This window comes from Legionella massiliensis (assembly GCF_000756815.1).
Classification (GTDB): domain Bacteria; phylum Pseudomonadota; class Gammaproteobacteria; order Legionellales; family Legionellaceae; genus Tatlockia; species Tatlockia massiliensis.
Genome location: NZ_CCVW01000001.1, coordinates 1,543,654 through 1,564,176 on the forward strand (window position 1 = coordinate 1,543,654; position 20,523 = coordinate 1,564,176).

Consider the following 20,523-nt stretch of genomic DNA (forward strand, 5'->3'; position numbering starts at 1 on the left):
TAAAAGAATGAAGCAATTTGTTCCGGTGGTAACCTCTGAGGCTGGCGCTTGCCTAACCTTGGCAAATTGGCAAGAAATTGGGGCGAAAACACTCGCTTATTATCTTGATGCCTGGTTAATGAAGCCAGGCTATGCCTTACTCAACTCTTTGCCAAATCTGAGAAGCTATTGCGGTTGGAAAGGGACTATTGTATTAAATGCAAGCTTAGCTCCGGCTAAAATGGATGGCATTTATACGCTGCGTTCACGTTACGATGGCAGCACGGTGCGTATTAGCTCTGAGGAACTGATCTCACTGATTATCAAGCTAGCGCCTGATCTGGTGGTTCTGCCTCCTGGATTGGCTGCCTATATAGTTGAGCAGCGAATTGCTTTGCCAAAAACCATGCAGCCTTTTATCCCCGCTAAGGAATTTTTAGAGTCTGAATATCTGGGGCAATCTGGTGTCTATTTATCTTATGAATCAACAAGTTCCTTTGAGAATTTCCTTGCTCAATTCGAGCAACTCAAAGCTAAGCCTTGCTACCTTTCAGGCCATTTTGATAGACAGCAAGCCCAACTCTTATTAAAAGAAGGGGTGCAATGGCTAGAGACTGATAAACCTGCAAGCGATGCCTTCGTTGGTTTGGTTTATGGCGAAACAGAGGATGTAGGCTTGGTTGATAATGCTATAGCAGAGCAGCATCAACCGATCTATATAAACTGTTCATGCCCAACATGTGCGCAGAAATTTACCAAGGCCTACCTCCACCATCTTTTATTGCAAACCCCTCTTTTATGCCAACGATTTCTTATTCAACACAATGCGCATAATTATCAAATGATGGTAGAAACTTTGCCAGATTCTAAGTGAAATTGCTCCGGACTTCATTTACCTGGAGTAGAAATCTCGCTATGATGTCACGCTACTTTGCGCTCACCCTTTGAACGTCTATATATTAAACAGCGGATTTGAGGAGATTGGAATGGGTTTTTTTATAAGTGATGCAATGGCTACAGGTGCAGCAGTGCAGCCTGCGCAGCCTGATGGAACTTTTTCGCTGATAATGATTGCAGCTATTTTTGTGGTTTTTTATTTCATGTTGATAAGACCGCAAAACAAACGTGCGAAAGAACATCGCGAAATGGTAGGTAATTTGAAGAAGGGCGATGAAATTATTACCTCTGGGGGTTTACTCGGAAAAGTAGTCAATATTGATGAACAATATGTTAAGGTTGCACTTGCTGATGGCATTGAAGTTAATATGCAGCGAGGCGCAGTGAGTTCAGTTTTACCTAAAGGCACTCTTAAATCCCTTTAAGTTTGATCCAGGGACAAACCCATGCAGAATAAATATCCACTTTGGAAAAACCTAATGCTGATCCTGATTGTTGTGATCGGCTTGATGTATGCGATACCGAATTTATATAGTGAAGATCCTGCTGTACAAATTTCATCGCAATCACCTGTTGATACAGAGCAGTTAGCACAGCAAGTAAAAACGCTTCTGGATGATGCAAAGATCCCGCACTTTGCAATTACATCTACCAGCGATAACGTTGAAGTGCGTTTTGCTTCAACTGATACTCAATTGATTGCACGCGACGTCATCAAAAACGGTATAGATTCGCAATATACCGTTGCATTGAATCTGGCTCCAGCCACACCGTCTTGGTTCAGTAAAATTGGTGCAGAACCTATGAAACAAGGTTTGGACTTGCGTGGAGGCGTACATTTTCTATTAGAAGTTGATATTGATAGTGTGATTGGACGCCGCTTTGAGGGATTGATGAAGGGCATAGGCCAGGATCTGCGAGAGGCTGGTATTCGTTATGCAGGTATCCGTTATATAGCTGATAAGGGTATTGAGATCCGTTTTCGCAGCCCGGATATTATGGCGAATGCTTATACTGAGATTAAAGACAAGTTTTCCAATCTTGTTTTGACAAAATCAGATATTACCAATTCAATAAATGTGACCTTAGCGCCTACAGAACTTAATTCCATTCGTCAAAATACAATTGAACAGACAATGAATATTTTGCGTAACCGAGTTAATGAGTTAGGTGTTGGTGAGGCGGTTGTGCAACAGCAGGGTGCTACCCGGGTTGGTGTGGATTTGCCTGGTATCCAAGATGCAGCACGCGCTAAACAGATTCTTGGTGGTACAGCGACCTTACAATTTTATATGGTTGATCAGGATAACGATGCCCAGGTTGCTAAACAAACCGGTGCGGTTCCTGTAAATGATAAATTGTACACAATGGATGGGCAGCCAATTCTCCTGAAGCGTCAGGTCGTTTTGAGTGGTGATTCAATTACCAGTGCTGTTTCAAGTTTCGATCAACAAACAGCATCGCCTTCTGTACAAATTCAGTTAGGTGGCGGTGGTGAAAGCTTATTCACGAAAGTCACCCGCGAAAACATTGGCAAACGCATGGCGATTGTTTATGTCGAAACGAAAACAACAACTCAAACCGTTAATGGGGAAGAGCAAAGGATTACCCATCGTGAAGAGCGAGTGATTTCAGCACCTGTTATTCAAAATGCGCTGGGGTCCAGTTTCCAAATTACTGGATTGACAGACTCTAAAGAAGCAAGCAACTTGGCTTTGCTCTTAAGAGCAGGTGCTTTGCCAGCGGCGATTTATCCTGTAGAAGAGCGAACAGTTGGTCCTTCTTTAGGTAAAGAGAATATTCATCGTGGTATGGTTTCTCTTGAAGTAGGGATGGGATTAATTCTTGTCTTAATGTTGGTTTACTATCGTTTCTTTGGGCTTGTGGCAAATATCGCGCTCTTTTTAAACTTGATTTTGCTCAGTGCTTTGATGTCGATTATTGGGGCCACTCTGACTTTACCAGGTATTGCAGGCTTTGTATTAACAGTTGGTATGGCGGTGGATGCTAACGTTCTTATCTATGAAAGGATCAGGGAAGAACTGCGCCATGGTCTTTCACCTCAGGCTGCTGTTTATGCTGGATATGACCGAGCGTTTTCAACGATTATTGATGCGAACGTTACAACCCTTATTGTCGGTATTATCTTATTTGCGATAGGTACTGGGCCAGTGCGTGGTTTCGCTGTAATTCTATGTTTGGGATTGCTCACTTCCATGCTAACCAGCATCACTTATACGCGCGCTATAGTGAATTGGTACTATGGCGGTCGTAATGTGAAAAAATTATCAATCGGTATTTGAAACGAGGCTTAGATGGAATTTTTTAATCCAAATTCTAACGTAGATTTTATGGGCGCACGCAAGTGGACAGCCCTGTTTTCTGCGCTTATTTTTGTGGTATCCCTTGGTGCTTTGTTGACTAATGGTTTGAAGTGGGGATTAGACTTTACTGGTGGTACACAAGTTGAAGTAACCTACCCACAACAAGCGGCAGACTTAGCGGCTATTCGTGACAATTTATACAAGATAGGCTTTAAAGAGGCTCAGGTAGTAAGCTATGGAACATCTAAAGATGTTTTAATTAGCATTGCTCCACGCGCTGATATGGATCAGAGCGTTCTTGTTGATAAGGTCATGGGGCAATTACCCGGTGCGGTAAAGCAGAGGGTTGATTTTGTTGGTCCTCAGGTCGGACAAGAGTTAGCGACTAAAGGGGCTTTAGCAATTATTGTCTCCTTGCTTGCTACGATGATTTATATCGCGATGCGTTTTGAATATCGTCTGGCAGTGAGTTCTGCGGTCGCCTTAATTCATGACCCGGTATTGATTCTCGGTGTCTTTGCTTTGTTTGGGATTGAGTTTGATCTAAAAGCCTTAGCCGGATTATTAGCGGTTATTGGATATTCATTAAATGATACTATCGTTGTTTTCGACCGCGTACGTGAGAATTTTATTAAAATTCGCCGTGCTACTCCTCTCGAGATCATGAATACTTCGATTAACCAAACCCTGTCAAGAACAATTATGACCTCTGTCTTGACCTTGTTTGTTGTGGTCGCTCTGTTTATTTACGGTGGGGAAACAATACATGGTTTTGCTTTAGCGCTTATTATAGGTATTGTGATTGGTACTTACTCATCGATTTATGTTGCTGGCGCCTTGGCTGTGGTAATGGGGCTAGATAGGAAGGATTTTTTACCTTCACAGCGCAAAGAAATCGACGAACGACCTTAGAACAGGCGTATTTGGCGCAGCTTCCGAGAAAGCGAAAGCAAAAAAATGCTCACATACTGATGTATGCTCCGTTTTTTTTTGCTTTCGCTTTCTCAAAATCTGCACTTAAATCCGACTGTTCTCGCACTTTTTGGGGATTTTTCCCTTTCTCCCCTTTGGGAAGAGGCGGATGGGCACTGCCATTAAGTTAAGGACACTATATCAAAGCCGTTCGGGCTGAGGAGGCCTTTAGGCCGTCTCGAAGCCTTGCACTCTGTGACGCTTCGAGACGTGTGCTTGCGCATACTCCTCAGCGCGAACGGTTATAAAATACCTTAACTTAATGGCAGTGAGAGTTAGAGAGAGGGGGGGGGATGCGGCATAAATTTACTTAAGTCATAATAGGGTCACCCCCGTCATCCAAACATCGCCCGTCATCCCGAACATAGTGAGGGATCTCCGGGATTAGCACAGTGCTACACTCAGGAGATGTCTCTCTACGCTCAACATGACGTACGTATTTGGATAGGTCAGCCCCGATATCGAATTCCCGCGGCTTGACCGCGGGAATTCGATATCGGGGCTGACCTATTACCTTAAGTCGACGATCACGTTTTCAGCGCTTAGGCTAACAAAGCGTCAATCTTTGCTGCACAGATAAAATCATTGTGCGTCAGTCCCTTAAGGGCGTGAGTCATGAAGCTTACATGGCAGTAGTTGTAACCTACTTCAAGATCAGGGTGATGATTTTCGGTATTGGCTATCCAGGCTATTGCATTCACAAAGGCCATGGTTTCATAAAAATCTGCAAATGAAAATGAACGTTTGATTTCTTTATGGTTAGCACTGGTCTGCCAATTTTTATCAAGTTGTGGCATTAGATTATGAATTTGTTCGGAATTTAGCGCCTGCCCTATTCCTTCGCAAGATTCACAGTGTTTTTGACTTAAGTCGGATTTCATTTTTTTCTCCTCTAAGAGTCTGGCAAGCAGATAGCAAGTTGTTCAAATAATCGGGAATTTTGCTGAGTATTACCAATACTTATCCGCAAATGATTTCCTAGACCATATTGCAACAAGGGACGGACAATTATGCCCTTACTAAGCAGTTTTTGATAAATCGGTTGGGCATCAGTTTGGCAATCAATAGTAACAAAATTACCAGAAGAAGGAAGATACCCGATGTCTAAGGTTGCAAATCCCTCTTTGAATTGCAGCATGCCTTTTGTATTAAGTGCCAAACTCTGTTCAATAAAGTCATGATCATCAAGAGCCGCATTTGCTGCTGTAAGGGCTGTTTGACTGACAACAAAGGGTGGCTGAACACGATGCAATAAATCGGTGATCTGAGGATTTGCTATTAGGTATCCCAGTCTTAATCCCGCCAAACCATAGGCCTTAGAAAAAGTGCGTGTAATCACCAGATTAGGATAGCAGTTTAGTAGATTTATCGATGTTTTATCACCCTTTGGATAGGCGTATTCATAATAGGCTTCGTCTAAAACAAAGATTGTTGAGCTAGGGATATTGGCTATTAAGCGCTCTAGATCCTTAGACTCAATAAAAAGACCTGTTGGATTATTGGGATTCGCAAGAAAAATGATGGCAGTTTCTTCAGTACAGGCTTCAATCATGGCATCAATATCAACCTGCCAGTTTGGCTTTAAGGCGATAGTGGATATCGGTATACCTAAGGTTTGTGCCTGAATGCGGTAGGAAATGAAAGCACAGTCATGGGTTAACATATGCTTACCAGTGCCCAGGGCAAAGGTCGTAAGTAAAAAAAGAAAAAGTAAATCAGTACCATTCCCCAAAGTGAGCATATCTTCACAAATACCAAGCTTCTTAGATAATTTTGCAGTGATTGGATGATTGGCTGGCGAAGGGTAGGAGGCAATTTGAAATCTCGAAAGATTGGCTAGTGCCTTTCTTACCAAGGGACTACAGCCTAGCGGATTTTCATTACTAGCGAGTTTTATAACATCTGGCAGATTTTGTTCGCGCATTAATTCTTCAATTGATTTACCCGGTATATAAGGGTGTAAGGAACGAATTCCTGGGTGGGGTAATTGATAATAGTCACAGGGCACCGCGGCTCTCCTGATTTTGCAAAGGATCATCTTACCCAACCAGAAATTAAATGTGAACGTATTGCACCATTTAACCTAAAAACATTAGACTATTCGAGCAAAAACAACCTCTGGAATGGAAGATGAATAACTCTAAAGGGATTTCCCTTACTGAAGTCTTGGTCGCCTTAGTATTAATAATAGGCACGTCATTAGCTCTCCTACGCCATCATTGGCAACTGAGCCAACAACTCAATCAACTAGAAGCCGATTCCTATGCCTCCCTGGAAGTAGAGAATGAGCATGAGTTGCAATTTGCAGACTATGTTCTATGAAAAAACAAGAAGGGATAAGCCTGCTCGAGCTGCTTATTAGCCTATTTGTTGCCAGCCTATTAATGACTCTGATGCTGCAACAATATCTAATAACTAAAAGGCAATACAGGGAGATACATCGCTTATTAGAACGGTCTATCGAATTGCAAATGGTGACTGATCTAATTCGGGCTAGTGTGAGAATGGCAGGGTTTACACCCTGTGGGGGTATTAATTCTTTGAATTCGATTGATAGGCGAAATGCTAGGACAGGACTTAATGCAATTCTGATTAATGGCGAGAAAAGTAATAGCTTACAAATCAATAAGATGGGCGATCGTTTCGCGACTGTAATGCAGCAATTAGGACCCACCCAGCTCTTGTTGCAAACGGATATTGACTATGAGGAACAGGAAGCAGTATTGATAGCTGATTGCTTTCATGCGGAAGTCCAGCAGATTGCGGCAACCAGTAAAACAAAGGCTGGAACAGTTTTAACCTTCACAAAGCCTCTAGCTTTTGACTACCTAGCGCCAATTTATCTCGGTGAGTGGGTCGAAGAGCGCTTTTTCATTCAGAAGAATAAGATAGGCGATCCTGCTTTATTTTATAAGCAAAAACATGCTGAAGAGCTGACTAATGTCATTCAATCGCTTGCTGTTAAGTTAAGTTTTATCCGGGGAAAAATAATGGTTGAGGTTAATTTAGGCTTGCAAAAAAACTCAAATTGGCTTGTCAGGACAGTGGTACGTGCAGGATGAGTAGACTAGTGCGAAAACAGAGGGGATTTGTGCTTGTAACAACCCTTATGATGATAGTGGTTTCATCCTTGCTGGTGTTGTCACAAATGCGGTTATTCTTATTAGATTACAAGGTGTTAAGTCTGCTGAAAGAAAAACAGCAATCCCTTAGAGCTCTTGAGGCAGTAGTGGCAAAGCTTGCTGCACAAGCTACTCCGGGGGAATGTATTCTGAAAGAACAAGCACCTAATCTTATTGTCGATTTACTAAAAAATAAAAGAGGTTGTATTTTTATTCACGAAGAACATAGTTATTACTATCTCATTGAAGATTTAGGTGTTTTCCCTTGCTTGCAAATCCAAAGGGATAATCTGAATTACAGCACACATCATCTACAGATTAGCTTAGGAGCTCTTAGTCAGCGCTCTACAATTTTGCAGATACGTTTTGCAAAATTGGCAGAATTCGTTCATTGCGAAAATCAAAAGCCCGGGAAGAGTAGGCTAGGTCTATTGAGTTGGCGAGTTTTATGAAAATGAGTGGCTGCATTCAGACCGGTCTGATTCTGGGCTAACCTTTACTACTAGGGAGTCCCCAGCAGTTTTGTCACCGAAGAAGGGGAGGTCTGCCGCAGAAGGGAGGGGTGTTCTGAGGTTGGGGGCGGATTGCGTTCTCTGGCTTTGCCATTGAGCAGAAGAGCGTGTAGGAGATAGGGAAGAAACAGAAGCAGGTGAATAAGAGAGACTCGAGTCATAGTCCAGACTTCTGTCCTTATTTTGATCAAAATCAAGTTCAGAACTATCTTCTAGGGCTGAGTATTGATCTTCCAATTCTGCTAATTGATCTTGTAAGTGTTCCCTTAAATGTTCTTCATTCCATTTTAAAAGGGCATATTTAACAAGATAAACAAGGCCGATAGCTGAAAAAGCAACGATAGTAGCAGGAATTCCACCAGGTAAAAAACACCAGAGAGCCGTAATCCCTACTAATAGCAGAGCAGCGGCTAAGTTAATGCCCAAGGCATTCCTGCGCATTTCAAAACCAAAGACCCGTCGCGCATAGGCTCTATGAACACTCAGTTGATCCGCTTCGTCAATCGGGGGGCTAGTTAAATATTGAATAAACTCTTGTACTAGGCAGAAGGCTTCTTTCAAGGCATCAACAGCTGCTGCTGCGACGTATAATCCCCCAACAACGGGACTTGCTGCAGCTGAGGTAGCAATTAATAGAATATATGCCGCTATATTTGCTGATGTATTTAAAAACTGGAAGAAACTATCCCGCCATCGATTAAATTCTGTTTTTCTGTTATCAGTATAGATATCGAAAAAATAGTACAAAGAAAGGCCTACGTTATAGACCAGGCCAACTATAGGGATAGAGATGACTGAAGAGGCAAAGACTTTTATGGCATCTATTACAAACTTAAAGGCAGGCAGTGAGAGAAAATAAAGAGCAATGGAAGCTAAAACCCCACCAACAAGCACTAACCCCCATTTACTAATTTTGCTTTTATCATCAATTAAATCAAGGAGATAATCCACCTGAGGGTGCCCTTCGCGTGATAATTGCGTCAGCAGCTCGTAAACGGTTATATTCGTATTGAATGTTTTCCGCTTTTTTTTGGGAATATTCAGGTTCTTAAGAATAGATAAGACTCGGGTTCTAATGGCGGGAGAATCACTAATGCGAAGACGATGGAAATCGATATCCAAGATTTCTGGGCTATCATCGTAACGATGCATATATTTTTTTAGATACTTAGAGCTACCGCCTCTTATATAAGAGTCAAAGTGTTCCAAGCTCTCTAACAAAGAGTGCAATTTATTATTTCTCGAATCTTTGATAAATTAGCCGATTATAATCATGCTTTCTTAAAGAAATATTAAGAAAGAAAAAAGTACATCTTTATCAGCCTGGTTTTACCACAAAAAAAATCGATAATAGCACAGTATGCAAGTTTATGGGCTAGTCAATACCTAGGGGACGCAATTTTTTATGTCTTTCAAAGAGCGGATAGTTTTTTTAAATAAGGAGCGTTTAGCAGCGTTTCAGTATTGGCCACATTTGGTTACAGTAGTAATCATTGGCTTTGCGTTTTTGGGATATCGTTATTTTGCCTATCACTTTACGTACTCAAATGATGCCTATGTTTCAGCAAATGTTATTAATATGGCATCCCTTGTTTCCGGTCCTGTCTCTAAAATTTATGTCTGTGAAAACCAGAATGTTGTTAAAGGGCAAAAGCTAATTGAAATTGATCCGCGCCCTTACAAATATGCTATGGACAAGGCAAAAGCAGATCTTAATATCGCCAAGCTTGACTATGAGAATGAAAAATTTGCAATTACGGTGGCTTCGGAAAGATTAAAGCAAAACCAGGATTATCTTAATCTCTCTAAAGACCATCTTGGTCGCTATAAAAAATTACAGGCGAAGGGAGACATTGCGGATATTCAGCTAATTGATACAGAGGCGAAGATCAAGGAGCAGGAAGCCGGGGTCCTGTCAGCAATTCAGGAACTGAGAATTGCTCGAGAGAATTTTGATAATAACAGGGTGCTTGCTGCTAAGGCTGCTTATAGAAGGGCAAAATACTTATATAACCATACCTTGGTAAGAGCGCCTGCAGACGGTTATATTACTAATTTTAATTTGCGACGCGGCCAATATATATCGGTAGGGCAGGGCTTGTTTGCTTTGGTGGAAACTAGTCATTGGTGGGTAGTAACCCGCTATCGGGAAACAGCAATCAGGCTGATTCATCCTGGCGATAAGGCAAGAATAACGATTGATATGTATCCTGGCAAAGTGTTTCATGGCCATGTACATAGTATTGGCTGGGGAATAAACCGGGTGCAGGCAGGTTCTGTTGCTCCTTCGACTTTGGCTTATCTTGAGGCTACCGAAGATTGGATTAAAATCGCACAACGTTTTCCTGTGCGAATTTATATTGATGATCTAAGTCCTGAATACCCCATGCGAATAGGGGCAAGTGCTACAACTAAAACTTATCGATGAGGTGAGTATAATTTTCAAATCATTGCTACCTCAGACCCTGGAGAATAGAGCAGCATTAAGGACGGCTATTGCTACCTTAGCTGCTATGCTGATTGCTTTTTCCTTTCATTTTGATAAGCCTTATTGGTCTGCAATGACCGTTGTTCTATTGGCAAATGTATATACGGGTTCTGTCGTTGATAAAGCAATACTCCGTATAATTGGCGCTACAATTGGTGCCTGGCTTGGCTATTTCTTAGCAGGGCTGGTAGTCAATAGTCTCTTACTCTATCTCTTAGCCATTTTTTTACTGATTAGCCTTGCCATTTACTATTACAGCTTTAGCTCTTATGCCTATGCTTATCTACTTGGTGCATTGAGTGCCTTTATTGTTATTTCAGATCTGGCTTTTACCCCGCAGCAAACCTTCTATCTGGCAATCTGGCGCCCTATAGATATTAGTCTAGGCGTTATAATTTCAGCTGTATCTGCCTGGTGTATTTTTCCTAATAATATTCAAGATAATTTGATAAAAGAAGCTGATCAACTTTTTGATTTAATGTCTAATCTATTAAAAGAACTTAGTAAACAAACTGTAGCAAATGAACCTAATTTTCAAATGCTTAGCGCTGATAATTTGAAAATGAAAAAGAAAATCAGAAAGTCATTGGAAATGATTGGTTTTGTGCGGCGTGAGTTGGGTATTAAACGGGTCAAGGTTGACAAATATCGAGCCTTATTTGATCAGTTCTATAATTTCGGTCGAACTCTAACCTATTTCCTTTCTACTATTGATACTCAGCTTGATAGCGGAAAGCATGCAAAATTAAGAGCAGCGCTCGCTGATTTTTTTGTAACCGCGCAACAAGACTTAGAGCAATTAAAAAAGGAGTTTTTTGCTGTTGGGACCATAAAGCCCGTCTTGCTAGCCGAAAATAGTTTAGCAACTTTACATCAGCTTATTAGCGCAAATACAACTGAGGAGGCAAGCCCTATCGAGGCAGTAAAGAGTTATCTGGTATTAAGCCCACTGCTACAACAAGTTCAGGCCATGATAACTAACTTGAGTAATATTCTGATAAATAACCCAGTAGCAGCAAAGCATCAGACCAAATTAATTACCAATCAGCAACTGTTACGTAACGATATGGATAATATTGTCGGTGCTATTAAGACAGCCCTAGCCGCTGTTTTGGCACTGTGTTTTTGGTTAGTCTCTGACTGGCCTGGTGGCGTCAATGGTATTATTTCCAGTGTTGTCATTTCAATAAAAAAGCATTTATTTGAAATGAAAAATATAAGTATTTACCGCTTCCTAGGTTGTTTGATTGGTGGTGGTGCTGCCTTGTTCCCACTAGCTTTTTTTTCCTTAGATTTATACTGTTATGTGCTGATATTGTTTTTCTCAATTTGGCTCTTTAGTTATTTTTCTTTTAAATATATTGCTTACAGCTATATTGGCTTGCAAGCGAGTATCGCTATGGTTATTTCAATGGGGCAGGCAGGAGGCCCGCCTGTCAATCTTGAGCCTGCCTTAGAGCGTTTAGGCGGTATAGTCATTGGTATTGTTGCCAGTTTTTTGGTTGCTAATGTCCTGTGGCGAACAGATTTTTTCTCTTTATTATCAAGGCATTTGCGAAAATTATTTCGTTTTCTTATACAGAATCTTAATCAATTACTACAAACTGATACTCAGGAGAAGCGTTTATACGATTTAACGAGTTCTTTTTGGTTATGCCGTGGCTTGCTGGAAGCTTTTCCCCTTGAGCATTTTAAGAAGAAAAAGCAAGAAAAGTTAATTGATTATAAAAAGGGATTTATCCAAATGACCCTTATCCAGACAACAATTAGCCATATCTATGATGGAATTGATAGAGACAGTGCTTATGTTACTGCGGCGAACTATCAGATCGATCTGAAAGAATTAGAGCAGCATCTGCTCGCTCTCTATAACGCAGATAAAGAAGAGTCTTGTGAATTTGCCAAGCAGAAAATTGATAAAGATCTGGCGAAAATCGATTTAAGTTCTACTTATCTCAGCCATCCTAGCGATGAATTGGCTAATTGCATTACTTATATTAACGCCCTAAATCAATTAAGAAGGGCATATCCGGGTTTTTCCTGGTTTAATCGATAGAGGTTGAGCTTTGTGCAGGACAAAAAATAGAAAATCCTCTAATTCGAGTTTTCTCTGAGATTACAAATTCTTGTCCCGTACAAAGGCGGTTGAGGAGCCTTAAGTTTTTCTTAAGATTCGCTTAAGATTTCCATGCTAATATCTGGCAACAAAAATTTTCAAACTGGTGATTATATGATCTTAGGTCCCTTTTGGTGTCAACGTGATAATTCCTGGGTACGTTTTATCGTTGAAAATGAAAAGGCTAGGGCAGAGGTTGCTCGAATTTCTGATGAAGACCATCGATTAACTACAGAATGGGCGCCAGCAGCGACAGATAATTGGCCTACTAGTTATGAAGCAGGTAACCCAGAAGTAAATACCACATTTTTTGCTTTGAAAGATGAAAAACTTTATTCGACTACTGGGAAAATAACTAACCTGCAAGGTTTGTCTGCAAGCCAGTATAGGCAGCCTAACTGGTATCCCCATAATACTGCGCGCTACAACCCCTTTGCTGGTTTACAGTTTGAAGGCGAACAAAATCTGAGATCCCCTCAAAATTTACCCTTAACACCAGAAATGCTTGCAGCAAAAATAAGACAGGAACAAGAGCAGGAAGAAGAAAGGATTAGGCGAGAGCAGGAAGAAGCAGAAAGGATTCGATTAGAATTAGAAAATAAATGGAGAGCTTTCCAGCAAACCGATATACGTCATTATGGTCTAGTTATTGCGGCTGGTGCAGACCCTCTTATGGGCGAAGATGCCCTTGCGTTTTTATACAACGAACTAACTGGGGCACTTCTAGAATTTAATGTTAGAGACTTTGAAAATCCCGCAGAATATCTACAAGCTTTGAAAACGATCATTGAAGATAGTTCCAATCGTTTTCATCAGGCTATTGTTAGAGCAGCAAGTACAACTCATGTCGAAAGAGAGCAGGGGCTTGTTGGTGACGAAGGGCTACGTCAGGCCTTATTCGATTTTAAAAAATTGTTTTTCTTCAATTTGCTGAGAGAAGAGGCTCGTTTTCTCTCAGAACAATTTAAGATTGCCTGCGAGATTTTAAGCATCGATGTGCTTGCGCAACGAGAAGCTGAGGAAAGAGCTTTGCGCGAACAAGAGCAGGTGCAACACCAGCCAGTTCCTTATGTTCCGCAAATTCAACCAGGTGATTTTCTGTTAGGAGAGTTTGGTGCTAATGACCAAGTACATCAGCAGCCTATTCATGAACCAGTTGATGATCACGAACCTGTTGATAATGAAGTAGACGAACTTCAACGAGCAATAGATCTAAGTTTCGAAGAATATGAGCAAGCTTTTTATGGTGCACCAATTAATCAGGCGCAGGCAAATCAGCAGCCTGTACATGACAATGATGAGGATCCGGACATTCTTCTAGCCATAGCAGCAAGTCTTCAGCCTGAGAATAGAGTTCAACATCCCCAACCTGATCCCGATCTTGAGCGAGCGATACAAGAGAGTTTAGCTGAGCAGCCTCAACAACGCAGGGGAAGGCAGGCTGGTAACCGCCTAAGAGCAGCTAATAGCTTGGATCTTGAGGGGCTACCTGTCGATGACAATGAAACTCTTTTAGCCCGAATTCAGGTTGCAGTGGATGAGGCACAAAAAAGATACCAAGAGTGGTATGAAGATACTAATGGAACTAAAGAAATTCGCGGTAAAGACGGTTGGTTCTCTAGATGGTTTTTCAGACATAATGTATCTGGGCAAAACGCGGCAAAGCGTTTGAATAGCAATGTAGCTGATGCTCTAAATGTGGGAACGGCTGCTGATCTGGTTAATGAATTTTTAATCAATGCCAAGGCTGAGCGTCATTCCTATTTTTCCTTCTTAGTCGATGAGTTAAAGGAAATTGAAGATAGTGTTTGGTTTGGTATATCTTTCAAAGAAGGCTCAAATCTTTATGATAAGGATCTGATTGTTGAGCGTTTGCTAGGCGAAGATAATTCATCTGGCTGCTGCCCTTGGTAAAAAATAGTTGAGTTCTCGTGGGTTAAGGTCACGCCCCGTCATCCAGAGCGCAGCGAAGGAGCTCCTGAATATGGCACAGTGCTATTTCGGAGATCCTTCGCTGCGCTCTGGATGACGTACAGGTCAACTCAACCGTTTGAATATAAATCATTCTCTCCTAAATAAGCCGGCAAAAGGGCTTATCGCTTTTATCTAGACAAGTAATTTTATTTGATATAGATTCACCGGTCATAGCATGGTTTTTTTAGAAAATCTCCTTTGCATTCCTAAATAGAATTTCAAAAAAATCTGAGTATCTCTAGAAAATAATAAACCATAAAAGAAGTTTTACTCAAAAATTAAGGATAGGTATGACCGGGTATTTAAAGGTAGTTAGTGGTTTTGGTGCAGCAGCTCTGTTATTAACAAATGCTCAAGCCGGCACAATGGGGCCAGTTGTTGTAGAGAATCATCCCTTAGTTCCCTTTGTTAGCCTTGAAGGATCTTGGACTGCATTGGATTTAAGCTTATTGACCTCTAATATTAAACCAATATTCTCAAACAAAGATTCCTGGGGCGGACGTGTAGCTGCAGGGGTGCTGTATTCTTATACCAGCAGCGTCAAATTTAGTGCTGAGACAGGTTGGGCTTATATTGGTAAGAAAAAACAACATAAATCCGATAACTCAAGCGATATTAGGCTCAATTTAGATGGCGCTGATCTCTTAGTGGGGGTTCTTTACCAGCCAAATAATTTTGGATTCTTTGTTAAAGGCGGAACCTTATTTGAAAACGCGAGATACAAATATTCCACCGATAGAATGAATGGCGCATTAATAGCTAATCAGCACGTTACAATCAATAGCCAGTTCACCGGTAAGACGAATCAAACTTATGTTTTGCCTGAGATAAAAGTTGGTGCTGTCTATGATATGGAACGCTGGGGCTTATCTTTAGCCTACACACATGCCTTTGGAACATCTAAGCCGCGCTTTGATTTTCAATCCAACTCTCCACAGAACAACCTTATTAATTTGACTTCTAGCTCTAATCTGAGAGGGCCGCAAATTAACTCTGTGCTTTTCGGTGCTTATTATAAATTTGCTTAGTAGATGAGATGTTGTGCTTGAACCGCCCCTCATCCGTCGCTTCGCACCACCTTCTCCCCGTTTGCGGGGAGAAGGTGGCCGAAGGGCGGATGAGGGGGAGCTGGTTCGAAGTTCTTTCCTGATATTTACCCCAAAAGGGCTGAGTTGTTCAGCGCGAACACATGTTTTATATTGACATAACCCGCTTAATTCTTAGGCAGATGCAACAACTCAAACCGACTGGGATAGATCGAGTTATGTTGGCCTATTTGCAACATTATCAAGATTCTGCCTGTGCTGTGGTGTATTTTTCGCGACGTTTCTGGGTTTTATCCCCAAAGAAGTCAAAGCTCCTTTTCTGCGCACTTATCTCGAACAGTGCTCATCGCTCTAATTTGTTTTTTTCGTTGATGCGTGGGATGTGTTTTTCCTTTAAAAAGGTGCAAAAGGGTATTTTGCTTGTGTTAGGTCATAGTTATCTGAATAAAGAGCAATATATCAAAGCAATTTCAAAAAAAAGCTGGACCCCTATTTTTTTTATCCATGATTTAATTCCTTTAACGCATCCTGAATATTGCCGCTTTGATGAAAAGGAAAAGCATAGACGCCGTATAAACCATGCACTATCTCTGGCCAAGGGCATTATCGTAAATTCTCGTGATACCTATAATAGTTTGTCACAATTTGCTGTTTCTCATGAAAAAGAATTGCCATTGACCTGTATTGCTCCACTTGGAGTCGATTTACCCCTTGCCTCTCGAAGGTCTAGACCTAAGGTCTCACCCTATTTTGTCACGGTTGGTACGATTGAACCTCGTAAAAATCATATTTTGCTACTTCAGGTGTGGAAAAAGCTGATTGAATTGTTTGGTAGTTTGGCACCTAAGTTGATTATCATTGGGCGAAGAGGCTGGGAGTGTGAGCATGTTAGTCGTATGTTGGAGCGATGTTCACAACTAGAGGGTTTTGTTTATGAATGGAGCCAGTGTTCAGATGAGGAGTTATCGTTCTGCTTACAAGACGCCCAGGCCTTACTATTTCCCTCATTTGTAGAAGGCTATGGTTTGCCCTTGGTTGAAGCCTTAAGCGCGGGTATTCCTGTTATTGCCAGTTCAATATCGGTTTTCCATGAAATTGGTCAAGATGTGCCAGAATATATTGCTCCGTTGGATTATGAACGATGGATAAGCACGATTGTTGATTATGCCAAGCCGGATAGTCGGCTAAGACAAGCACAACAGCAACGACTTGTTCAGTATAAATCCCCAACCTGGGAGGAACATTTTTTGATTACAGATAATTTTTTGCGGTCAATAAAATAGGGCTTAGGGTTGTAGGAATGGAAAAAAAGCGAAAGGCCTGAAATAACCAAAAATACCTGCACGTTTGATCCCTGCTTTAGCAAAGCCTCGACGATGAAATCCTCGGGTATTTGCAATGATCATGGTATTTGCTTTTACACATAGAGGCTTAGGGGGTTGGATATCTATCTGGATTAGCTCTTCATCACCAATCCGCAAAGCGCCGCCACTTGATAAATTTTTATTAGAACTTATTTGGTTACTACGTTGATATTCCCAGCGTAAACGCCGCCAAGTGGAGATGTGGCTGCCAACAGAATATTCAAAAGGTCCGGTGCTTAGTTCTACATCCTGCACAAAGTACCATATTTTATATGTATGATGGAAAGTATCTCTATGAGTAAGTTTTTGCGAGTCGGGTAGTATTTCTTCATCCCCATGGCGTAAGGTATATAAAGAATAGCGGAAAGGAGTATTAAACATGCCAAATAATGCCAAGGTTAGGCGATGCACACGCAGATTCATAAAAACACGCCGCACAGGTGAGCGTCTGGAAATATAATCAAAGCGATTTAAGGTATCACCATCATAACGGTCATAACCATCTACACGTTGAATTTTATCGCCATAGAGTTGTTTTTTTAGATTGGGTAAAGCTTCAGGGAGCTGATTGACATGTTCTTCAATTTCATTTTTGACTGCAAAAAACAATTGAGGATCAAGAAAATTCTCTATTAGTAAGATGCCATTTTTATTAAACTCGCGGGCGGCTTTGGGGGCTAACAAATAAAAGGGTAATTTTCTTAGATATTCTATGGCATCACTTAATACGATTCTAAAAATGTGTAATCCACAACGATTAGCAGTGGGATTACCCAGGATGCCAGTAAACGTTTTCTTATTGGTAAAAATAGTTAAAAAATCTAACATAATTGAACAATCAAGGCTCATTCTCTCTGTTTACTCGATTATAAGAGCGAGCGTCTTGTTTACAATAGATATAAGTCTTATGATTTCGTTTTTTCGATTTATAGTGACTTGGAATATGGAAAGCAGCGAAACCAATAATGATTTTGACTTTAACAATAGGCTGATTTCCAATCATTCAGTGCTCTATGTTTGGCGTATGTCTTCTTGGAAAAAACCAATCGTCAGACGATTTTTTGAGGGACATAAACTTCGTTTTATCCGACGTGCCAGCTCAGTTAAAGCGGGTGCCTCATTATTAGTCTGGGGCTCGCGTCTCGTCCCAGCAGAGTTAGATCCTAGTGTTTCAATCATTCGCCTTGAAGATGGTTTCCTAAGATCGATTGGCCTAGGTGCTGCCCTAACACGTCCTTTATCTTGGGCTGTTGATACCCGGGGAATTTATTACAATGCAACAGGTCCTTCTGATTTAGAACATATCCTAGAAAATTCACCTTTTTCAGAGCAGTTATTAGAACGAGCAAAATTATTTCATCAGCGTTTAATAGAACATGGTGTGACAAAATACAATTTGCAAGGCCAAACTTGGACACCTCCCCAGAATGGAAAGCGTATAATCCTTGTCCCAGGCCAGGTTGAAGCTGATGCCTCAATTGCTTATGGAACTGGGGAAGTTAAAACCAATATCGCCTTGGTCAAGGAGGTTCGCGCAAAAAATCCTGAAGCATGGTTAATCTATAAACCACATCCCGATGTAGTAGCTGGGTTGAGGGCAAAGGGTGTTAATGAGGATAAGATTAAGCAATATTGTGATGAGTACTTAGAGCATGGCTCGATAGATCAGCTACTAAAATACGCAGATGAGGTGCATGTAATGACCTCTTTAGCTGGCTTTGAAGCGCTACTGAGAGGAAAGGCGGTTAGCTGCTATGGCTTACCCTTCTATGCAGGCTGGGGGCTGACGACAGATATGATGAGCACCCCACGTCGGACTCGACAACTTAGCTTAGACGAATTAATTGCTGGGGCATTATTGATTTATCCGATGTATATCAGTTGGGATAAGGGAACAAGAGTTCGACCTGAGGATACCTTGGACGAACTCATTTCGACTAAGGATTTAATAAAAACTGGAAAGATTCATAGTTTCTGGAAGGTTTGCTTCCAGCGTTTACTTAAGTTAGTTCGTTAGATCCCGTGGTTAAGCCCACGGGATTTCGGGTTGATTAATTTTTAGGGGTAGCTTCCTGCGCTGGTTTAGGTTGAAGTGTAGTAGGTTGCTTTTGTAAAGTAGGTTGTGCTTTACCTGGAGGTAAAGGTTGAGGGTTCAGAGCATAACTTAGAGAGCAAAATAAGAGCGCTGAAATCACAAGACCCAGCTTTTTCCATATTGAACTAGTCATTTCATTTCTCCTGCAATGATCTATTTAATTTTAGTTCAAAAATCGATCAGTTCAAGCAAGACGGTATGGGTTTTAGCAACCAACCAGGCTATATAATGGAAGATAAGCGTTATTTTGTTTACATATTGGCCAGCACAAAAAATATGGAACACTTTATACAGGTATTACTAGCAATCTTATACAACGAATGTACCAGCACAAGGAGGAGTTGGTTGAAGGATTTACGAAAAGATACAATGTTCATCGCTTAGTTTATTATGAAATTTACTCTGATGTTTATGAAGCAATAACTAGAGAAAAGCGCATCAAAAAATGGAACAGGCAATGGAAAATAAACCTGATCGAGCAAAGTAACCCTCAGTGGATTGATTTGAATATAGGGGGATCTTGAGCTGATGTATTCCCACGAATTTGGGCTCAAGATGTGTAATTAAAAAAATGCTTGTTTATTGCTTCCCTTAGTCAGTTTTTCTGTCATTCCTACGTAGGCAGGAATCCATCTCTCAAGCGTAGTGAGGGTTATGATTGATAAATGGATTCCCGCTTATGTGGAAACGACAGGATTTTTTGTCATGTACAGAGGAAAACGATGAAAAAATTTGATACCTATGGTCTGTTTTTCTGTCATTCCTGCGTAGGCAGGAATCCATCTCTCAAGCGTAGTGAGGGTTATGATTGATAAATGGATTCCCGCCTACGCGGGAACGACAGGATTTTTTGTCATGTACAGAGGAAAACGATGAAAAAATTTGATACCTATCAGAATCTTTGCACAGAAGTCTATGAGCTCAGCAAACCTGAAGCGCCTGAGGATGCCTATCGATTTTATCGTAGCTATGCAGCTGAATCGCAGGGACTAATTTTAGAACCCATGTGTGGCACGGGGCGATTTTTATTAGCTTTGCTAGAAGAGGGGTTTGCTGTGCATGGATTTGATGCAAGCCGCCCCATGCTTGCTAGCTTAGCTGCAAAGGCTCAGGCTAAAGGAATTACACCAAGGGTATGGCATGGTTTTGTTGAGGAGTTGCAAGGCACAGAAAAGTACGACCTGATCTTTATACCCAGTGGTTCCTTTGGTTTACTCACAGAATTAAGCACTATAAGGGCCGCCTTAGAAACCTTTTATGAGTATTTAACGAATGACGGAGTTCTCGTTTTTGAGGTCGAAACGCGAAGAGCTGTGCCCGAAGAATTAGGAGTTTGGCGAGGTTCCAGTTGGCAAAGAGCGGATGGAAAACTGATCTTACTTAGCCAATTAGCCCTGCTCGAAGGGGAAATCTGTACATCCATTGGCAAATATGAGTTGGTTGATGCTAATGCGATTGTGCAGACTGAGGTGGAGGTCTATAAGATTCGCATCTACGATAACTCCCTTGATATGTTTAACCTACTTGATGAAATCGGATTTAGGCAGGTGCGTGTGGTTAAGGCCTTTGAGCGAGAAGGGGCTATTGATGAGACTGATGATTGTTTTGTTTATGAATGCAGGAGGGGCGGATGA

The 20,523-nt window shown here is 41.3% G+C and carries 19 protein-coding genes and 1 pseudogene; 15 read left to right on the forward strand and 5 right to left on the reverse strand.

The annotated features are described in order from the left end of the window. Positions 1-7 precede the first annotated feature (7 nt). From BN1094_RS06715 to secF, 4 genes are all read left to right on the forward strand, one after another. Positions 8-853 carry a tRNA guanosine transglycosylase family protein gene (locus tag BN1094_RS06715; protein ID WP_043873502.1) on the forward strand — a complete coding sequence of 282 codons (846 nt, stop codon included), beginning with the start codon at positions 8-10 and terminating at the stop codon, positions 851-853. Positions 854-965: 112 nt separating this feature from the next. After that, positions 966-1,301, forward strand: coding sequence for a preprotein translocase subunit YajC (gene yajC / locus BN1094_RS06720; RefSeq protein ID WP_043873503.1), 336 nt, complete (start codon positions 966-968; stop codon positions 1,299-1,301). A gap of 21 nt (positions 1,302-1,322) precedes the next feature. Further along, positions 1,323-3,179, forward strand: coding sequence for a protein translocase subunit SecD (gene secD / locus BN1094_RS06725; RefSeq protein WP_043873504.1), 1,857 nt, complete (start codon positions 1,323-1,325; stop codon positions 3,177-3,179). Between the two features lie 12 nt (positions 3,180-3,191). Next, entirely contained in the window at positions 3,192-4,112 is a 921-nt protein-coding gene (gene secF, locus BN1094_RS06730) for a protein translocase subunit SecF (RefSeq protein ID WP_043873505.1), read from the forward strand. A gap of 602 nt (positions 4,113-4,714) precedes the next feature. Here secF and BN1094_RS06735 read toward each other — a convergent pair. Together BN1094_RS06735 and hisC are read right to left on the reverse strand one after the other, a co-directional pair. Then, complete coding sequence (locus BN1094_RS06735; protein WP_043873506.1) at positions 4,715-5,053, reverse strand: 4a-hydroxytetrahydrobiopterin dehydratase; 339 nt, start codon at positions 5,051-5,053, stop codon at positions 4,715-4,717. 11 nt (positions 5,054-5,064) lie between these two features. After that, a complete protein-coding gene (hisC, locus tag BN1094_RS06740; protein ID WP_099908978.1) occupies positions 5,065-6,180 on the reverse strand; it encodes a histidinol-phosphate transaminase in 1,116 nt (371 codons plus the stop codon). Between the two features lie 122 nt (positions 6,181-6,302). Here hisC and BN1094_RS06745 point away from each other — a divergent pair, with 122 nt between their 5' ends. Genes BN1094_RS06745 through BN1094_RS06755 form a run of 3 tightly spaced genes read left to right on the forward strand, consistent with a single transcriptional unit; the run spans position 6,303 to position 7,746 of the window. Beyond that, positions 6,303-6,494 carry a type IV pilus modification PilV family protein gene (locus BN1094_RS06745; protein WP_043873508.1) on the forward strand — a complete coding sequence of 64 codons (192 nt, stop codon included), beginning with the start codon at positions 6,303-6,305 and terminating at the stop codon, positions 6,492-6,494. Next, complete coding sequence (locus BN1094_RS06750) at positions 6,491-7,234, forward strand: prepilin-type N-terminal cleavage/methylation domain-containing protein (RefSeq protein WP_043873509.1); 744 nt, start codon at positions 6,491-6,493, stop codon at positions 7,232-7,234. The genes BN1094_RS06745 and BN1094_RS06750 overlap by 4 nt, the downstream gene beginning before the upstream one ends. Before the next feature lie 29 nt (positions 7,235-7,263). After that, positions 7,264-7,746: a hypothetical protein gene (locus tag BN1094_RS06755; RefSeq protein ID WP_043873510.1), complete on the forward strand. Its 483-nt coding sequence runs from the start codon at positions 7,264-7,266 to the stop codon at positions 7,744-7,746. On the opposite strand, the gene BN1094_RS06760 is transcribed toward BN1094_RS06755, so the two are convergent. Continuing rightward, a complete protein-coding gene (locus BN1094_RS06760; protein ID WP_141650433.1) occupies positions 7,741-9,036 on the reverse strand; it encodes a hypothetical protein in 1,296 nt (431 codons plus the stop codon). The two genes, BN1094_RS06755 and BN1094_RS06760, sit on opposite strands and share 6 nt — an antisense overlap. A gap of 175 nt (positions 9,037-9,211) precedes the next feature. On the opposite strand from BN1094_RS06760, the gene BN1094_RS06765 reads away from it, so the two are divergent. The 5 genes from BN1094_RS06765 (at position 9,212) to BN1094_RS06785 (ending at position 16,713) form a co-directional block, all read left to right on the forward strand. Then, the gene (locus BN1094_RS06765) at positions 9,212-10,234 is read left to right on the forward strand and encodes an efflux RND transporter periplasmic adaptor subunit (protein WP_043873512.1); all 1,023 of its coding nucleotides are present in this window, start codon (positions 9,212-9,214) and stop codon (positions 10,232-10,234) included. Further along, positions 10,209-12,350: an FUSC family protein gene (locus BN1094_RS06770; RefSeq protein ID WP_052403164.1), complete on the forward strand. Its 2,142-nt coding sequence runs from the start codon at positions 10,209-10,211 to the stop codon at positions 12,348-12,350. The genes BN1094_RS06765 and BN1094_RS06770 overlap by 26 nt, the downstream gene beginning before the upstream one ends. A 132-nt stretch (positions 12,351-12,482) precedes the next feature. After that, positions 12,483-14,324, forward strand: a complete 1,842-nt coding sequence (locus tag BN1094_RS06775; protein ID WP_043873513.1) for a hypothetical protein — start codon at positions 12,483-12,485, stop codon at positions 14,322-14,324. Positions 14,325-14,674: 350 nt separating this feature from the next. Beyond that, positions 14,675-15,412 (forward strand): hypothetical protein, encoded by a 738-nt coding sequence (locus tag BN1094_RS06780; protein WP_043873514.1) that lies wholly within the window; start codon positions 14,675-14,677, stop codon positions 15,410-15,412. A gap of 161 nt (positions 15,413-15,573) precedes the next feature. Further along, positions 15,574-16,713, forward strand: a complete 1,140-nt coding sequence (locus BN1094_RS06785; protein ID WP_043873515.1) for a glycosyltransferase family 4 protein — start codon at positions 15,574-15,576, stop codon at positions 16,711-16,713. Positions 16,714-16,716: 3 nt separating this feature from the next. Here BN1094_RS06785 and BN1094_RS18770 read toward each other — a convergent pair whose 3' ends face one another. Next, entirely contained in the window at positions 16,717-17,643 is a 927-nt protein-coding gene (locus BN1094_RS18770) for a phytanoyl-CoA dioxygenase family protein (RefSeq protein ID WP_052403165.1), read from the reverse strand. A gap of 94 nt (positions 17,644-17,737) precedes the next feature. Here BN1094_RS18770 and BN1094_RS06795 point away from each other — a divergent pair, with 94 nt between their 5' ends. Next, positions 17,738-18,811 (forward strand): capsular polysaccharide export protein, LipB/KpsS family, encoded by a 1,074-nt coding sequence (locus BN1094_RS06795; protein ID WP_081935035.1) that lies wholly within the window; start codon positions 17,738-17,740, stop codon positions 18,809-18,811. Positions 18,812-18,845: 34 nt separating this feature from the next. On the opposite strand, the gene BN1094_RS19795 is transcribed toward BN1094_RS06795, so the two are convergent. After that, positions 18,846-19,022: a hypothetical protein gene (locus tag BN1094_RS19795; protein WP_176695264.1), complete on the reverse strand. Its 177-nt coding sequence runs from the start codon at positions 19,020-19,022 to the stop codon at positions 18,846-18,848. Between the two features lie 95 nt (positions 19,023-19,117). Here BN1094_RS19795 and BN1094_RS06800 point away from each other — a divergent pair. Next, positions 19,118-19,413: pseudogene (locus tag BN1094_RS06800) on the forward strand (GIY-YIG nuclease family protein). Between the two features lie 348 nt (positions 19,414-19,761). Then, complete coding sequence (locus tag BN1094_RS06805; RefSeq protein WP_043873516.1) at positions 19,762-20,523, forward strand: class I SAM-dependent DNA methyltransferase; 762 nt, start codon at positions 19,762-19,764, stop codon at positions 20,521-20,523.

What these genes read in the sequence shown, in the direction of transcription:
- BN1094_RS06715 (WP_043873502.1), top strand. Translation starts at nt 8, where the DNA reads ATGAAGCAATTTGTTCCGGTGGTAACCTCTGAGGCTGGCGCTTGCCTA.
- yajC (WP_043873503.1), top strand. Translation starts at nt 966, where the DNA reads ATGGGTTTTTTTATAAGTGATGCAATGGCTACAGGTGCAGCAGTGCAG.
- secD (WP_043873504.1), top strand. Translation starts at nt 1,323, where the DNA reads ATGCAGAATAAATATCCACTTTGGAAAAACCTAATGCTGATCCTGATT.
- secF (WP_043873505.1), top strand. Translation starts at nt 3,192, where the DNA reads ATGGAATTTTTTAATCCAAATTCTAACGTAGATTTTATGGGCGCACGC.
- BN1094_RS06735 (WP_043873506.1), bottom strand. Translation starts at nt 5,053, where the DNA reads ATGAAATCCGACTTAAGTCAAAAACACTGTGAATCTTGCGAAGGAATA.
- BN1094_RS06745 (WP_043873508.1), top strand. Translation starts at nt 6,303, where the DNA reads ATGAATAACTCTAAAGGGATTTCCCTTACTGAAGTCTTGGTCGCCTTA.
- BN1094_RS06750 (WP_043873509.1), top strand. Translation starts at nt 6,491, where the DNA reads ATGAAAAAACAAGAAGGGATAAGCCTGCTCGAGCTGCTTATTAGCCTA.
- BN1094_RS06765 (WP_043873512.1), top strand. Translation starts at nt 9,212, where the DNA reads ATGTCTTTCAAAGAGCGGATAGTTTTTTTAAATAAGGAGCGTTTAGCA.
- BN1094_RS06775 (WP_043873513.1), top strand. Translation starts at nt 12,483, where the DNA reads ATGCTAATATCTGGCAACAAAAATTTTCAAACTGGTGATTATATGATC.
- BN1094_RS06780 (WP_043873514.1), top strand. Translation starts at nt 14,675, where the DNA reads ATGACCGGGTATTTAAAGGTAGTTAGTGGTTTTGGTGCAGCAGCTCTG.
- BN1094_RS06785 (WP_043873515.1), top strand. Translation starts at nt 15,574, where the DNA reads ATGTTTTATATTGACATAACCCGCTTAATTCTTAGGCAGATGCAACAA.
- BN1094_RS18770 (WP_052403165.1), bottom strand. Translation starts at nt 17,643, where the DNA reads ATGAGCCTTGATTGTTCAATTATGTTAGATTTTTTAACTATTTTTACC.
- BN1094_RS06795 (WP_081935035.1), top strand. Translation starts at nt 17,738, where the DNA reads ATGGAAAGCAGCGAAACCAATAATGATTTTGACTTTAACAATAGGCTG.
- BN1094_RS19795 (WP_176695264.1), bottom strand. Translation starts at nt 19,022, where the DNA reads ATGACTAGTTCAATATGGAAAAAGCTGGGTCTTGTGATTTCAGCGCTC.
- BN1094_RS06805 (WP_043873516.1), top strand. Translation starts at nt 19,762, where the DNA reads ATGAAAAAATTTGATACCTATCAGAATCTTTGCACAGAAGTCTATGAG.